Annotated in this window: 9 protein-coding genes; all 9 read right to left on the bottom strand. The window is 58.1% G+C overall.

Annotation, left to right across the window (positions count from 1 at the left end):
* Positions 1-62: 62 nt before the first annotated feature.
* Positions 63-1,355, bottom strand: coding sequence for a hypothetical protein (locus B5D61_RS10805; protein ID WP_078813402.1), 1,293 nt, complete (start codon positions 1,353-1,355; stop codon positions 63-65).
* A complete protein-coding gene (locus tag B5D61_RS10800; RefSeq protein ID WP_078813401.1) occupies positions 1,352-2,650 on the bottom strand; it encodes a trypsin-like peptidase domain-containing protein in 1,299 nt (432 codons plus the stop codon). The genes B5D61_RS10805 and B5D61_RS10800 overlap by 4 nt, the downstream gene beginning before the upstream one ends.
* A 108-nt stretch (positions 2,651-2,758) precedes the next feature.
* Positions 2,759-5,854: a DNA/RNA non-specific endonuclease gene (locus B5D61_RS10795; protein ID WP_078813400.1), complete on the bottom strand. Its 3,096-nt coding sequence runs from the start codon at positions 5,852-5,854 to the stop codon at positions 2,759-2,761.
* Positions 5,855-5,955: 101 nt separating this feature from the next.
* A complete protein-coding gene (locus tag B5D61_RS10790; RefSeq protein ID WP_078813399.1) occupies positions 5,956-7,911 on the bottom strand; it encodes a DNA/RNA non-specific endonuclease in 1,956 nt (651 codons plus the stop codon).
* Positions 7,912-8,033: 122 nt separating this feature from the next.
* Positions 8,034-8,489, bottom strand: a complete 456-nt coding sequence (locus B5D61_RS10785; protein WP_078813398.1) for a hypothetical protein — start codon at positions 8,487-8,489, stop codon at positions 8,034-8,036.
* A gap of 22 nt (positions 8,490-8,511) precedes the next feature.
* A complete protein-coding gene (locus B5D61_RS10780; protein ID WP_078813397.1) occupies positions 8,512-11,046 on the bottom strand; it encodes a lipase family protein in 2,535 nt (844 codons plus the stop codon).
* A gap of 4 nt (positions 11,047-11,050) precedes the next feature.
* The gene (locus B5D61_RS10775; RefSeq protein WP_078813396.1) at positions 11,051-12,244 is read right to left on the bottom strand and encodes a caspase family protein; all 1,194 of its coding nucleotides are present in this window, start codon (positions 12,242-12,244) and stop codon (positions 11,051-11,053) included.
* Positions 12,245-12,253: 9 nt separating this feature from the next.
* Positions 12,254-14,296, bottom strand: coding sequence for a S8 family serine peptidase (locus B5D61_RS10770; protein ID WP_078813395.1), 2,043 nt, complete (start codon positions 14,294-14,296; stop codon positions 12,254-12,256).
* Between the two features lie 57 nt (positions 14,297-14,353).
* Positions 14,354-15,400, bottom strand: a complete 1,047-nt coding sequence (locus B5D61_RS10765; protein WP_176159352.1) for an SGNH/GDSL hydrolase family protein — start codon at positions 15,398-15,400, stop codon at positions 14,354-14,356.
* Positions 15,401-15,476: the final 76 nt, after the last annotated feature.

Here is a 15,476-nt window from a genome sequence, read left to right as displayed (position 1 = left end):
GCCCCACGGTTTGCCCTTGGTGCAATAATCCAGAGGCGGTCACAGCCGCGCCCTGCTCGGGATCACTTGGATGGAAAGCCCTCTGTAGATCGGAGCTTTTTGTCGAAGTCGAACTGCCATTGCTTTTTGAGGTAGGGACTATCCGTTTTCGGAGTGATCGGAGTCGCTTCATTCGATGCATCAAACTCCCAGCCTTTTTTGTGGAGTTGATACTTCTCTTTGCTTGGGTCGATCCAAATCGTCGGCTGGCGCCCGCCATTCGGATTGATCAGCCATTGCTTGTATGATTGGGCATCGAGCTTGGTGTCATCGTCCGGATTCGTCTGCTTGGGATCGAGATCGCGGATCAACCATGGAGTCGAATCAGGGGACGAATTCTTGATCCCCTTTTCTTCGTAAAGGGAGATATACTCTTGGAGTTTGGCCTCCGCTCGATACGCTTCCTCCCTGACCTCGTCGGCTTTGGCAAAATCTTTGTTATTCGTGTAAAGGTCTCGACTCCAAGCCAGGTTCACCCCACGAGTCAGTTGAGCCGCTTCAATCGTTTGTTGGGGGCTCACGATGCCCACGGCATCAGCGTAAAGCCGCGCGGTCATCGCCGCTCGGTCGTAGTGACCTTGATAGACTTGGGCGAGGATTTTATCCTGGTAACTGGTTTCGGACCCATCGGCTTTTTCGATCCGCTTCGCCCAAGCGTCGAAATCGCTTTTGACACGTTGAGGTTCGATGCCCCAAAAGGAAGCCATCTGATGGATGGTCTGCTCTTTCTGTTTATCCAATGAGGTGCTCAGCTCGACCCCCGGCGGCAAGTCGAGCCCCCCCATCACGATCACGGCTTGACCAAAGTAGTTTCGCAACTTTCGGTCGTTGTGAACCTTGGCCACATGAGCGTCGTAGTATGCCGCAGCGTGTTTGACGGGCACCAATATCACAAGATCAGGAGGGTTTAGCTCCACATCGAAGGGGAGATCATGAGTGAATTCATGATATCCATGACGCCAGATCAAATATTGTTCGGAGAGTCCCCAAGGCTGATTGCCTTCAAATTTCAAGTAGGCTTTAGCGGTTCCTTTGGGGACTGAGTTGGGCACATCGACGACCAAATCCGTGATGTTGGAGACCTTCCCTTTCAATTCCGTATAACCCACCTGAGTCCCTGGACCGACTTTCCATTCATCTCCGCGAACCGTGATAAACACCTGGGGGAGCGGACGCTCTACGAAACCTCCGTTTTCATACTCGACATAGAGCACCTGAAACTCCAAATCCACCCGGCGATAGTCCTCTGCAAAAGAGGCAAACCCCACCAGACTCCAACTCAAGGTTAAAATGAATCGAAAGGCTCGCAATGTCATGGTTTTTGTTCGGCGGGTTCGGAAATTTTGAAGGGTTGATACTCACCCGGCTTTGGCGGCACATTGAGTGGAAAACTCTTCTCTCGGAGGGTATAATCCGTGGCTTGAAAAGCCGCTCCATACTCAGGCAGACTGACCTTAAACTTCGCCTTGCTGAGGGCTCCAGGGATGGGGAAGCTCACCTTCCCCAGTTCATCGGATCTGCGCTCCTCCTGCCATTGACTTTGTTCACCTTTGACCTTCAGGCGGACCAGGATGTTTCCGGCACTGTTGTGGTTGGAGTAGACCGTGAACTGCGCAGTGACATCTGCGGGGATCACGGGTGGAGGCACCTCCTCTTTCAAGACTATATCATCCCGCTTCTTTGTTTGAAACGGCCATGCCCATACAGCCCCAATGAGTAGGATCAAGATCACTCCAAGCCCTACCCAATGCTTCCATGGCAACTCGGGTTGAGGTATCGGCACGAAGTCACGCGAAGGTGGCACGGGACTCAGCCGATGCATGCTCCACAGATAGTCACGGATGCTTTGAATACTGACGGCTTCGCGGGCAAGGACTGCGGGTGTATTTGCCCGGTGAATACCTGCGAGCAGATTTTCCTCCTGAGTAAAAACTCCACCTCCACTCATCCCTGGGGCGGCCATGATACCATCCAGCATCAGCAGCCCTGGCTTCGGGGTGCGGTTTTGCTGCCAATTTTTCGTGGGTAGGTTTTCCACGATCCGGGTATTGTCCCACGCTGCACCCGTTTCCAAATAATCTTCCCGACCCGCCCCACCCGGATACCCGATGATGGTGACCTCACCATACTCAACCGTGTCTTTGGTCCAAGAGCGTGCCACCTCCTTATACTTGAAGGCCTTATCCCCCTCCACTTTGAGCAGCACCCAGTCCGTCTGGGGCGTCATGGGCACGGAGCCTGACACGCCCTTGCAGGGAGAGTATTCAGAAACTTTGGCCAAGGGCACCCCGTCAGCCGTGAGACTTTTCCGGCTGTCGGTCCGAGTGCGCATGTAGCCCTTTCCGGGTTCAAAGCACAAGATCTCCGCATACAAGGGCCCCAGCATCCCCGGTTGCTGACTCGGAGCACGGACAACATGCGCACAGGTCAGCAGATACCTGGTGACTTGGACCTCTTTTTTTCCACCCGCCTGATCGATCTCCTGCTGCAGCTCGATGAGCACGGCGCTGCCCATGGAGGCCGCATCCGCAGGGGCATAGCCATCATTCACCGCCGCAGGGCGAGCTTCGATATACCAGACGGTGTTGCGGGGATATTCCAAAGCAGCCATTACACGAGAGACCTTCAAAAGATAAACTATCACTTCGATGCCACACCGGAGTGATCACGCGCTCTCTTTTATGCCGCACCTAGTGTGCCCATAAAGCATTTTTTGGGCTCACTGACCGGAATTTGTGGGGAGGGTGAAGGTCAGGCCTGTCTCCTGCTCGATGGCTTGCACGGAGGTGGCATAAACCTTGAACTCTCCGGTCATGCTCCGAGCGAGGGGGGTATAGCCACCGTCGGGCTGGAGCGTGTATTGATGCGCCAGGCAGGCCTCCACATGCGGATGTGCCGGATCGCTCTCATTTTGATAAAGAGCCACCATCCAGTAAGAACGGGGGATGCGGTAGCCGCGGTATTCGATGTCGCTATCGCGGAAGACCGGGCCTGAGAAGACGGTGATGCGAGCGGAGTCGGGATGCAGCTCATCGTAAATGGACCGCTCCAGTCGGAGCCATGTGCCTTGGTTAAAGTAGGCATGCTGAGGGGTGGCATTGGTCAGAAAGAAGGCGCTCTGATAGGCGCTGCGGGCGGTCGCTACCTCGCCCCATCGCAGACTGGAGGCACGGCACAGGTGCCCGCGATCCCATTCATTCCCGACAAAAAAGGCCGCCTCCATCTGCTGATCCAGCGGCAGGCGGGAGTCTCTATACCAACGATCTCCTGTGCGGGCGAGGGACAACATCCGATGCCGGTCCACATTGCAGACCGCATAGCGTGCCATGCGTCTCTCCGGCGCCATGACTAGAGAGTAATACACATAGTCCAGGGGGGCCTCGGAGGGGCCATCCGCATGGGTCGGCAGCGGGATATTCACCCCCAGAAAGTCGGCATCATACGGCACGGTGAGCTGCACCGCCGCTGCCTCCACCGGGCCTGAGTCTGCCGTCTCCGCCAGCACCGCATCCCCCACGGTGACGAAGCGCCCGCCATGCTGGAGGATGAGTTGATTGAAACTCTGATCCTGAGCCAAGGTCGCTAAGCTGGGGCCATGATTGTTCTTGTGATCGCCATCCCAGATGCCTTGAGAGTGGATGGCGAACACGGCCTGCGTTAGAAGGTCAATCACGGGGCTACCACCGGTGCCGCCGCTCGTCGTGGCGTCGTAATGCAGGTGGGAGTCAGCCCGGCTATCCTGCGCCTCTGTGGCTTGCCGTAAAGGAGGCTCGATCAACTCTCCTGGGATCACACAGCGTGCGCCATAACTGCTGCGGAACAGGTCACTCACCTCATCGGGTAACCGGGAGTCACGAAAAGGATATCCGGCGACATAAATGGAGCGCCCCACTGGCAGCTTGGGAAGTTTGGAAGCGAGCGGTAAAGGTGGCGGTAAGGTGCCCTCCACCTCCACGAGGCAGACTTCCCGCTGGCGATCCTGCCACAACACCGCACCCAGCTTTAACCGGGCTCGAGCAGGCGGCTCCGCCTGATCCGTGAAAGCAATTTCAAAACCGCTTTCGGAGGGGATTGTCATCACCGATTGAGCCGTGAGAATCACGTCTCGACCCACAACGAAGGCACTGCCTAAGGGCCGAAGGCCAGAAGCGTCTGGCGCACCGTAAATAACACCGACAGAAGCGACACTACGCTTATTTTTATCGGCTTGATCCCGATTATAATAAGGAACCTGCGACTGGACCCTGAGCACAGGTCTCTGGGTAAGCAGCGCCTTAACCCAGTCCTTCGCTACCCGAACAAACTCCTCTTCACCCACGCCTTGCTTAGCCATCAGCAGCTTTGAGGCATCCAGCCTATCCGAAAAGCTCGAAGCTGAAGAAGGCAAGGTCAAGTCCTCGCCCGTTGCCTGCGCTTGCTTCAACAAGTCCTCGGGCGGAGTGCCCATGAGGTTACCAAACCTCTCCTTAGACCAAGCGCGGAGTCCCGTAGCGACGACAGTAGGCAGTTTGATCTGGGTCGGGACCATTTGGGCAAGATCCAGTTCATCCGAGCTTTTATAAGAATGGATACCCTGCGTCGCACTGCCATAGGGTTCAAGAATGAGCGGAGCATGATCGTTCATCGGCCCAGGAGCATTTTTGCAAACGAGGTAACCCCGCAGAGAATCTGTCGAAGCCCCACGCGGCACGGAAACACGGATCGAGGCCTTGCCCGTGTGATCGGTGGTCCCGGGTGTTACCACCAGCTCCGGTCGGGGCGGATCAGGCTCGAAGGAGACTAGCAGCCCGGGCAGAAGCTTTTTGATATCATCCACATCCCGCTTTGCAGCCACCTGCATGGCCAAATCATAGGTCTTCGGCGGCAGCGCATACCGCTCGATCAGCAGGGCCACGCTCAATAGACCCGCCACGCCCATGAACCACGCACCCCGCGGCACCCGCGGGAGTGTGAAGCTAGGCAGGAAATCCATCTCCCACACCCGCTCCCAGAGAGGCACACGACCGGGGCGTATCTGCTGATCCTTGAGCCATTGCTGAATAAACTCCGCACTCACCGCTCCGCGTGAGAGAGTCTGGTCCGTGCTAGAGCAATGAATGCCCGCTAACTCCCCCGTGGAGGTAAAGACGCCACCGCCACTCATTCCAGGCCGGGTCTCATCCTTTCCTTCAGGCTTCAGCATCCCCTCGTCCGGCGTCCGTTTCTGGGCAAAGTCCTCGGCGAGGTAACTCTCCACCGCGTCTCCCGTCTCCCAATATTCCCCTCGTCCCTTCGGCACGACGATACCGGCCCCGCCCGGATAACCAATGATATCGAGCCTTTTACCAATCAGTGTCGCAGCCCAACGTCGAACCACCGGCACTTTCTGAAAGTCAGGATCTTGAACATCCAGAAGCACCCAATCGTATTTCGCCTCTCGAAGCGAGAGATCCACCGAGCCCATGCTCGCTCCTGAAGGGCACTGCGCCACAACCTTAGCCAGCATGACCTCAGGGCCAGGAAGCTGCCCACTATTCCGTCCATTTGGCGTCGTCCGCTGGTATTTGGAGCCCGGGGGGAAACACAGCAGCTCCCCCAGCAAGGGCCCCCAGCCGAGCACGCCATCATGGGTAGGCTGACGGCAGACATGCGCACAGGTCAGCAGGTATTTACGCACCCGGGCAGGCCGTAGGGGCCGCCCCTGCTCATTCAGATGCTCCAGCTCCACCGCGACGGCACTCCCCATGCTGCTGGGGTTCTCCGGGGCCCATCCCACATTCATGGGGCGGGCCTCCAGATACCAGACGGTATTTGCAGGGTAGGTCGGTAGAGCCATAGACGCTGTTAAAATGGAATCTTCCCCGTTGGCGAGGGAGAGGCGACGATGCTCCACCACCTCTCCCCCTCAAGAACGTCGGCTGAAACCACGTTCTCGTGTTACAGCATCATATCCTCCGGCCCTTCGATCACACGCTCGGCTCTGGACTCGGCCTGAGTGAGGGGATCATACTCGGACAGGTTGAAGCTCAGGCCCGTGGCTTCCTCAATGACGGAGAGCGCCACCTGATAGGTCTTAAAGGCACCGTAAACGAACTCCAGATCTCCCATGTGGTCCCTCTGGCTCAGCAGGTAACCGGTGGCTGTGAGGGTGCCTGTGTGCTTATTGACCATGACCACCACCTTCCAGAAGTCCTCTGGCAACAGCACCTTCCGGTAGGGACGATCCGTCTCAGCCAGCACTGGACCCGTGAAGACACTGACCTTCAGATCATGTGTATTGGCATTGCTCAGCACATATTCCTCCAGACTCAGCCAGGTGCGCTGATTCAGCTTCGAGTGCTGGGGGCTACAGTTGGTGAAGAAGAAGGTGTCGTCTTCCGCCTGCTTGGCCTCCTTCCGCGTGGCTCCCCAGGTGGGGTCTAAACGACGCACCAAGTGTCCGCGGTCCAGCTTATTCCCCACATACAAATCCTCGCCGATTTGATGATTGATATTCTTCAGACGCGGATCCAGAAACCAGCGGTCGTTACCACGCACGAAGTTATAGAGCTGACCACCATCGATGTTCACCGCCGTGTAAAACGGCAGACGGCGCTCGCTGTTCATGAGGATGGAAAAGTGGGTGTAGTGCAGCAGGCCATCCTGACTGTCTTTGACCGGGGCGATCAGCTCTTCCTGCTTCGAGCTCAGAACGGGCAGGGGCACCTCCCATTCAGCTTTCTTTCCCAGAAACTTGGGGTCATAGCCCGCCCCACCACTGGGGCGGCCCTCTTCACCAGCACCACCACCTCCTCCGCTACCCGCTGCTGCGGCTGCAGCACCGCCGCCTCCTCCAGGTGGAGGGGGTTGGCCGGCTCCCTCTGGAACAGGTTCAGTCTCCGTGGCTGTCCCTGCCAGTCGCTTCTCCATCTGAGCCAGCAGGCCGGAGATGCGCAGAGGCTCCAGCTCCGCCAGGCGGGAGCGCAGCCAGGCGGCGCTGACGCAGACGTTGGCCACCTTGTATTCGCCCCCGAAGTGCAGGCCGCAGATCTTCCCGGTGGTGAGATTCATCACGGCAGATCCGGAGGCACCGCCGAGGGTGGAGGCATCATGCTCCAGCACTTTCCCATCTCCGCGTAAGCCGATGATCTTACCCGGGCACAGGCGCTTCACATCGTAGATGCCTTTGAAGACATTGCGCATCACAAAGGTATCGTTGCGGGTATCATAGGCCGGGTAGCCGATGACAGCCACGGTCTGCTCCTTGGAGATCAGCTCACTGTCCAGCTCCAAAGGCTTCGGCAGATGCCCGCTGGATTTGTTCATCCGCACCAGCGCCATGTCCGGGCGGGCCGCGCTATCTTCTTCGATGTAGATGATCTCCTCCACAGCAAATTGAGCCGTGGCGGTGCGGTCATGCTCACGCAGGAAATCCACCCGCACCTTCATCTCCCCACCGATGGCCGAGTCCTGCTTGAATTGGAAGGTCTGCCCCACACGCTTGCCAAACTCCTTCGCCACATGGCGATTGGTAATCAGCAAGTCCTCGGTGATCATCCAGCCCGTGCCGATGTAGTCGGACTGGAAATTCAAAATCTCCACCCGCCCCACCTTCGGGATCGCCGTGAGCAAAGCCTGGCGTGTCGGCTTGAGCCAATTGCGAATCTCCGTCAGGCTCGGCTCCTCCCACTGGCCATCCTGAATGAGCAGCGGCGGCCGCCCCTTCTCCAGAATGATGGCCTCCGCCGTGGTCAGTGATCCTGAGCTGACGGCGCTTTCATTCTGGCTGAGAAGCTCGTAGAACTGAGCTGAATCAATGGATTCATTCAGGCTCTCCAGCGTGGAGGCTTGGCCGGCCATCTCCTCCATGACGGCTTGGTCTTTCAGCAAGTGATGTAGATATTTCTTATTCATTTTGAGATGATGATGTGATGGATACAGAGCTCATTGACAGATGCGTGGGGGGGAAAACGGAGTGTCCCTAGGCCGATCAAACCGGCACCATTTGATCGGCTCATATTCAAAAGTTAGTTAGGCTAGACATTCGTCTTCACCGACGGAGTGCCCGTGTAGTAGTAAGGCACGAGGAAGGTCCAGACGCCGACGAGGACGGAGATGATCCCCTCATCCGTCGGTGCCGGGATCCACGGCAATGAGCCGCCGGTAGCGTAGAGCCAGAGTCCAAAGGAAACGGTGCTGATGCCCACGCCCATCCACTCCGGCTTTCCGTCTGCCGCCGTCGCCTTGACCCGCACCAGAATGACCAGAGCGAGACAGATGAGGCCAAACCACGGCAGAAAATTCACCGCAGCCGCCTTGAGCATCATGTAAAAGGAGATGACCTCCGCCGGGACGAGCAGGACCAGGCGCGCCAGGTAGGGCTTTTCCGGTTCTGGAGCTGGAGACGCGGCCGATTCCAGTCCCTCCGTCAAGGATAAGGTCGGCCTGGGAGCGACCCTGAGAGCGCCGGGTTGAGAGAGGAACGAACTCATGGCTTTTCGTGGGGTTGAGGGATCAGGCCTGATCCCGGATCTCCCGCAGCAGGTTGATGTAGTTCACAATGGCATGGTCGCCAAAGAGGCCCTGGCTATGCACACTGCCTTCGAACTCAATGCCTTCCTCATAACCTTCGGAGGCGACACCTAACTGCAATTGCAATTGCAGAAACTCACGCTCCGTCAAGGCAGGCAGATCCGAATCGATCATCTGGGGACGCCCCAGCATCTCCGCTTCTTCAAGGCGCTCCAGTAGCACCGGCCTCCGCTCAGGCTGGTAGAGGAGATCCGGCATCTCGTAGGCCTCCACCGGTAACTCGGCGTTCAGCATGACCTCGACAGACTCCAGCACGCCAGGCCTAACAATGCGTTTAGGAATCCCGCAATGTTTGAACAGCAACCCTGGGGGAAGCCGGGCCACAATATCCATTTGATTGATAAAGCGGTAGAGGCGGCCCGAGAGCTTCCGATCAAAGTTGTCGGCAAAATTGATGTAGCCGGCACGGGGCTGCCCATAGGTGTAGGTGCTGGCATTGATCCCTTTCAGCTTCAAGTTAGCGGCGGCGATGACGGCCAGCGCTCCCCCCAAGCTGTGCCCGGTGATCCAGACGTAGGGCTTCGTGGCGGCGACTGCGGCAAAAGCATCCACATAACCGTGGACGATATCGACCCCTTTTTTGAATCCGCGATGCACCAAGCCCCACTCATGCCCTGCGGGTAGAATGCGTGCATCCCGCACCCATTGGCCGATGTTGCTGGTGCCACGAAAGCTGAGCATGGCCACCTCATCTCCCTCCGTCCAAAAGCCCTGGATATTCCCCAGGTCAAAGGGTTGGCAGTTCGTGAAGCCACGCTCGGCAGCCCATTCTTTCGTCGTTTTCGGATCACGGCTGTAAGCTTCCGCACTGGCTTCGGCCAGGAAGACAGCGGCTTTGAGATCGAGTCCTTTCGTTTTAAGGCAAGTGGAGGTATCGTTAGACATAAGGGAGAGCTGAGGTTGAATTCGTGGGACTGCTGATTCCTTGATTTTTCTTTTGGTTATTCCCGGTTCATTCGGATGAGTGCCGCGATAGCTATTGAAGTCCTCATCGGCATCTGCAGCCCATAGGAAGCTCTGACAGCGCCTCAAAGCGCGGGTCACTTCCTCATCGGGCTCAGGGGAGACAGCCTCCTCAGATTCCTCGGGGTATTTGAGGAGCTGAAGACCATCCACCAGGAGGCGCAGGCTTTCAAAAAACAGGGGCAGCCCGCGCCGCTCGGACTCCAGCAGCCACGCCCGAGCGGTATCGTGGGCCTCTTTGGATGGAGCGCCAAACAGCAGATGCCAGGCACGGATCACCGGGCCATCCGGCAGCTCGGGAAACCAAGCGGCCAGATTGTAAGTCCAATCTCGCAGAAGCTCGAGCTGCCGCATCTTCAGCAAGGCCAAGGCTGCCGCTGCGGCCATGAGGGGATTGCGCACTTTCTCGTGCAGATACTCATCCGCCAAGCCCGCCACGACATGGTCCACCACCTGGTGATCGGCCGTTTTCATCGCACTCATCAGCTGAGCGAGATCCGGATCTTGCACAGTGGCTCGCACACGGATGGGCAGGCTGGTCTCCTGTCGATTTTCGGTGAGGGCATCAATCACCAAAGTGACTGGCACCTCACGCTCCATGCGGTCGCTCCAGTGCCGAGGCAGCATGCAGAATTCCGAGATGCCGGATGAGAAACCGCCGATCTCCACCAGAAACATGAGCCCCTGGGTGATCGGTAGGGTGTGCACCGGCACTGGCACCTGTATCACCCCCTGCTCCGCAGGAAGCTCGATCGGCCAGTTAGCCCCCACCGGCTCCCAATTCCCATCACCTTTCTTCTGCCAAAACCGCATGAAGAAACCCGTCCCGGCTGGAATGCTGGGCATAAAGTCCCCACCGAGACCTTCCAATGAAGTCTCATTTCCCACGGCCTCCGGGAGCTCAATGCTGGAGGCATGGCCCATCGTCGGCACCGTTCCCAAGGACTCGAGCGCGCTGGAGGAGGCCCAGGCTGACGCCGTGCCTTTCATCAGGGAAAAACGCTCCCGAATGGGCAACTGATAGCGCTCATACACCTTCGCGCCTTCCCGGCTGATCGTTTCAGTCACCTTCGGCATCACTTGCTCCTGCCAGACCCCTTCGAGCCGCGGCATCACCTTCTCTTTGAAGCTTCGTTTAGCCTTACCCAGGATCGAAACCGCGCCCGACAAAGCGAAGCTGGACCAATCCAGGGACTCAGGCATGGCCTCTTCACCCGCCAGCAGCACTGACTGTGTCTCCCCCGGAGCGATCTCACCCTCCAGACACAGTGAAAGGCCCGAGGGCAAGGTGGCCTCCACTGAGTAAACCCCTGCGGGGATCGGCACCGAAACGAGATCCGGCTGCGGTCCTGCCGGGATGGATTTTTGCTCCGTCCAGCCCCCGGAGGCATGGCGCACGAGGATGGTGCCCTGGACGGTGGTGGACATCCCCTCGACCCCCATTTTGACACCGAGGGTCAGCGTTGCATTCAGGTCTGGAGAGGAAGGGGCCATTAGATCAGACGGGGGGATGAGGTGGCTGAACAACAGGCGTGGTAAAAATGGCCCGCTTCATCGGCGGCTGCAGGATCAACTGCCGGGCCACCATGTAGCCGTTATCGAGGACGGCTTTGACCTGATAGATCTCAGGCGGCTGGCGTGACTCCCACGGCTCCAGCGGCTGCGGGGTGGGTGGCACATAGGGCCGCTGAGCCACCATGGCCCCCGCACAATGAATCTCGAACGAGGCGCGCTGATTGAGGTCGGAGGGATCCCAACCCATGACCACGGGCACAGCAGGGCGGCCCGGGAGGTGGTGCAGATTGAAGTGCTTCCCGCTGCCACCGAAATAACATTCGGGGCCCTCCAACCAAGGGCGAAGCGCCAGGTCCATCTTGATAGCCGTATTGACCCCCTCCTCAATCCGACTGGTGTCCACCACCCACTGCCCGTTGATGAAATCCCCATCGGGGTTCACAGCCGCGAGAGATTGCAGCGCCTCCACCAGCGACTTGGTAAACAGGCTCACCTCCCCCGCCGGGGCCAGCGCCACCTGCGTGGGGCCTGTGGCATAGAAGATCGGCTGCTGAGCAGCAGAGAGGTTTTTGACCCCCGCCGTCCCGAGCGGCTGCCCTGGGCTGTCCATCATCTCCTGCCATGAGGTCTTCACCGAGCGGCAGCTATCGATGAAAAAGCACTGCCGCCGGGCGGCACAGGACAGCATGCCATTGACCGTACCCTCCACATGCACCGCATTCAGCGCGATGCGATCCACCTCAGGATCAGCAAAGTCCGTCGCGAGTAAGGCGGTGCCATTGTTGTTATACAAACCGTGACCGCAGAAGTAGAAGAGCGCGATGTTATCGGGATGACTGCCCGCCCGTTTTTTCCAATCCTTGTAGGCCGTGTAGAGATTGGCCATGATGGGCTCCTGGCTCTCATGCAGGTTCCCTGCGGCATCCGCCACCTGATGCGGACTGGAGATGAGGTGCTCGATACTGGCGAGTGGCGCGGCCGGGTTTTGATACTCCTTTACCAGCCATTGGATGAAGTGCTGAGCCGAGAGAGGTGCGCTGCTCAATTGCCTGAGATTCCAATTTTCTGCCGCGAGCGGCCCACTTCCCCCATTGAGATGCGGGTAGCTGCCCACCCCGATGACCATCACATGGGTCGCCGGGCCGGGATGATCGGGAAGGATCGAAAGCAGCGCCATAGGAGGAACTCAGAAAAAGATCTGAAACAACCGCTCGACATCCAGGCAGCCATAGCCTAGACCCGGGTCCCATCGGCCCGTGAAATGAGGTGAGCATTGACTCAGGCCCGCACGGATCTGCGCCGCATTCAGCATGCGCTTCCGCGCCAGCAGCGGCACCCCTTTTTTGATTTCTTCCTGGATCTGCTTCTGCCGATGAGACAGCAGCAGCGCCACCGCCCCCGTCACATGCGGGGCCGCCATGCTCGTGCCGGGCATGGCCACAAGACCCACGGTGGTGCCCGCCTGCGCCGCTAGGATGTCATGCCCTGGCGCAGCTACCTCCGGCTTCTCCCGGCCATCGCGGCCCGGGCCCTGGCTGCTAAACGACTGCACATTGGGCGGAGTGCTCACATCACAAGCCCCGACACTGATCACCGTGCGCGCTGTCCCAGGGATGCTCACCACCTTCCCCGGCACGGCACCTGTGGTGAATCGAAGCGCACGCGCGTTATCCCGCTCCACCCAGCCATGCACCTGCCCGCCACCGGTTAAGACAGACTTGCCCGTGATCCTCAATTCCCACTGCCCGGCGGCTTGCAGAGCCTTGTTCTGGTTCATACGCACCAAGACGATCAGCCTGCTGTCCCCATTGTCATGATGCAGCCGCTCCAGAACCAAGTAACAGACGCCTAGCCCACCCGGTAGCGGATGTGAGGCCATTGGGGTGGCACGAGTCACCGCAACGACGGGCGTCAGCACTCCAGAGGTGGGTGGTGCGTACCACAATTCAAAATCCAAATCATCTGCTGATCTGAACCAAAACTCCAAGTAATCCCGCCCACGCGGACGCGAATTCGAACTCCACCCGATGCTTGCCGTCGCTCCCGTGGTGACCACCGCCTCTGCATGCCCTCCATGGGTCTGCTCATTACCGGCCGATTTCACAATCACCAGCCCCGGCTCACGCCCGCCACCGCTGAACTGATCAAACGCCAATTCCAAAAGGGAGGTGCCATCGTGAGCCCCGGCATTCATGCCCAGACTCACATTCACCGCCACCGGCTTCTCCGCCGCACGGGCCGTCTCCTTGATGAAAGCTAGGGCATCCACATGAGAGACCGAATAACCCAGACTGGCGGGATCTCCTGGAGCAGCCGTGAGCTTGGGGATCACCACGACAATATCCGCTTCGGGAGCCACCCCTCCTGGGAAGTCCAGCTGATCATCCTTGCTGTCATAAGACCCCGCCGACTTAAACTTGGAGCCTGCCGCAATGGAGGTCACATGCGTGCCATGCCCATCTTGCGGATAATCGTTGCGCCCGAGGTCCCCCGGCACAGTTCCACTACGGACATAACCATCGATGTCGGCAGCCGAGTGATAGCGACCATAGTCTTGGGGATAATCCGCCCCAGCCGTGTTCCCCGCTGAGGTGGCTGATCGAGGCGTGACCGGCATACTGCTCCGCTGATCCCAAATACCGATGATCCGGCTGCGAATGAACTCCCCATTCGCATCCCGAACCTGAAAAGCCCAATGCAGCACATCAATGCCAGAATCGATGATCCCCACCAGAGCTTCACTCCCGGTTTCCTTAATGGGGGGTGCATGCACCAGTGTTGCCTTCACATGGGGGATCGAGTGAATGCAATCGCCATCCTCAGCCACAGGCCGACTGGCCTCGATGGCGATGACATTGCGGTCCTTGGCCAAAATTTTGATCGCCTCCTGCGTCGCTTGTCCCGCGACCACATCGCCTAACTGAGAGTTTCGAGTGAACCCCGGCACATCCACCTTCCAATCCGGACTGCGCAGGCGCACCAGCACGGCCACCTGATCCTCTCTCACCATCGAGGTGATACGGACCACATTCGGCTGCGCCGCCCGGGCTCTTTGCTCCTCATGCGTCAGCTTCTCGGTGTAGCACTCCCGGGCAACGGCGAAAGCCTCTGCACCGGCAACCTGACTGCGTTCACCTTCGATGATGACTTCAGCCGCATCATCAGGCCCAAAAGACTCGGTTTGATCCTGAAAGTGGATCGAGATGAAAGGATCAATCGAGAGAGACATCGAAAGCAGAGGTTTCAGGTTTCAGGTTCAGGTTTCAGAAAACTCACTCTTCTCCCCTCACTTCTTGATCAGCGCACTGATGCCGGCGGCGACTTTGCCGAACCATTCCGAGGTGGGGTGGAACTCGTCGTGCCAGCATTTCGGGTCTTTGGGCAGGGTCTTGCGATTATCCACAAAATGGGCGGTGCCGGGGGACTGCTCCACCGCCTTGGCCACGGCTTCGTTGATGTCATTGACGATCACCGTCATGATCTTGTATTGCAGGTCCTTATCCCCGATGCCCAACTCCTCCATGGGCTTGCCTAACCAACCTCCGCGTTTGCTATCCGGAATGGCGTAGGCATAACCATGGCAAATGACGACGACCGTGGGGTCCTCCCGATAGATCATCTCCAGGATGTCCTTGTAGAGTCGCAGCAGGCGGGCTTTGAAGGCGGCGTATTCAGCATTCAAATACTGCTCAGGCTTCAGAGCGGGATCGTATTTTTTCAGGAGCTTGCGCAGGCCGTCTCCATCCACCAGATCGTTACCGCCGCCGCTGAGCAGGAAATACTTGGGCTTCTCCACGCGGATGGCTTCCAGAAACTGCGGGCGGGCCACCATGTTGCTCAGCACATCTCCTGCCGCACTGAAGCAGCGCACCGCCACATCTTTACGATCCGCAATGTGGTCGATCACATCATGCAGGATGAAGGGATACTGAAACCAAGAGTCTCCCTCGGCGATGATGCGGATCAGTTGATTGCCGCCGGGTTGGTTGATGCGGCGGTAATAGGCGTTTTTGCGCATCATGTAGCACCAGGCGTTGGCCGTATTCATCAGCCGGGCCGACTCCAGCGTGGCCTCCTCCAGGGGCACCTCGACCAGAGCGGGGTTCAGGACAAACTCGGGTTGAAGGGTCTCCGGACTGGACGGCACTTCAATGAAGTAGGCCGCGAGTTCGTCTTCACGGATGGTCCCCTCAATGACGCGCTGTTGCAGTTCTTCGAATGAAACCGGGGCTGGCCCTGGATCAATCACATCGTCACTAGCCTTATTCGTAGGATCGTTATTCTCAGCCATACGGGCGAGCATCCAAATCGAATTGCGAATGAATGAAAGCAAAATCTAAAAATAAATTTCCATACTTCTTATTATATTTCACTGATATTTTTAATCAGATCCTCATGAAATCTGACGC

The organism is Prosthecobacter debontii (assembly GCF_900167535.1).
In the GTDB taxonomy this organism is placed as follows: domain Bacteria; phylum Verrucomicrobiota; class Verrucomicrobiia; order Verrucomicrobiales; family Verrucomicrobiaceae; genus Prosthecobacter; species Prosthecobacter debontii.
The sequence above is the reverse complement of the archived record's forward strand: the minus strand, read 5'-3'. Positions and strand labels throughout refer to the sequence as shown.

Bases quoted from the DNA above. Each gene is read 5' to 3' on its own strand.
- B5D61_RS10805 (WP_078813402.1), bottom strand. From the start codon at position 1,355: ATGACATTGCGAGCCTTTCGATTCATTTTAACCTTGAGTTGGAGTCTG.
- B5D61_RS10800 (WP_078813401.1), bottom strand. From the start codon at position 2,650: ATGGCTGCTTTGGAATATCCCCGCAACACCGTCTGGTATATCGAAGCT.
- B5D61_RS10795 (WP_078813400.1), bottom strand. From the start codon at position 5,854: ATGGCTCTACCGACCTACCCTGCAAATACCGTCTGGTATCTGGAGGCC.
- B5D61_RS10790 (WP_078813399.1), bottom strand. From the start codon at position 7,911: ATGAATAAGAAATATCTACATCACTTGCTGAAAGACCAAGCCGTCATG.
- B5D61_RS10785 (WP_078813398.1), bottom strand. From the start codon at position 8,489: ATGAGTTCGTTCCTCTCTCAACCCGGCGCTCTCAGGGTCGCTCCCAGG.
- B5D61_RS10780 (WP_078813397.1), bottom strand. From the start codon at position 11,046: ATGGCCCCTTCCTCTCCAGACCTGAATGCAACGCTGACCCTCGGTGTC.
- B5D61_RS10775 (WP_078813396.1), bottom strand. From the start codon at position 12,244: ATGGCGCTGCTTTCGATCCTTCCCGATCATCCCGGCCCGGCGACCCAT.
- B5D61_RS10770 (WP_078813395.1), bottom strand. From the start codon at position 14,296: ATGTCTCTCTCGATTGATCCTTTCATCTCGATCCACTTTCAGGATCAA.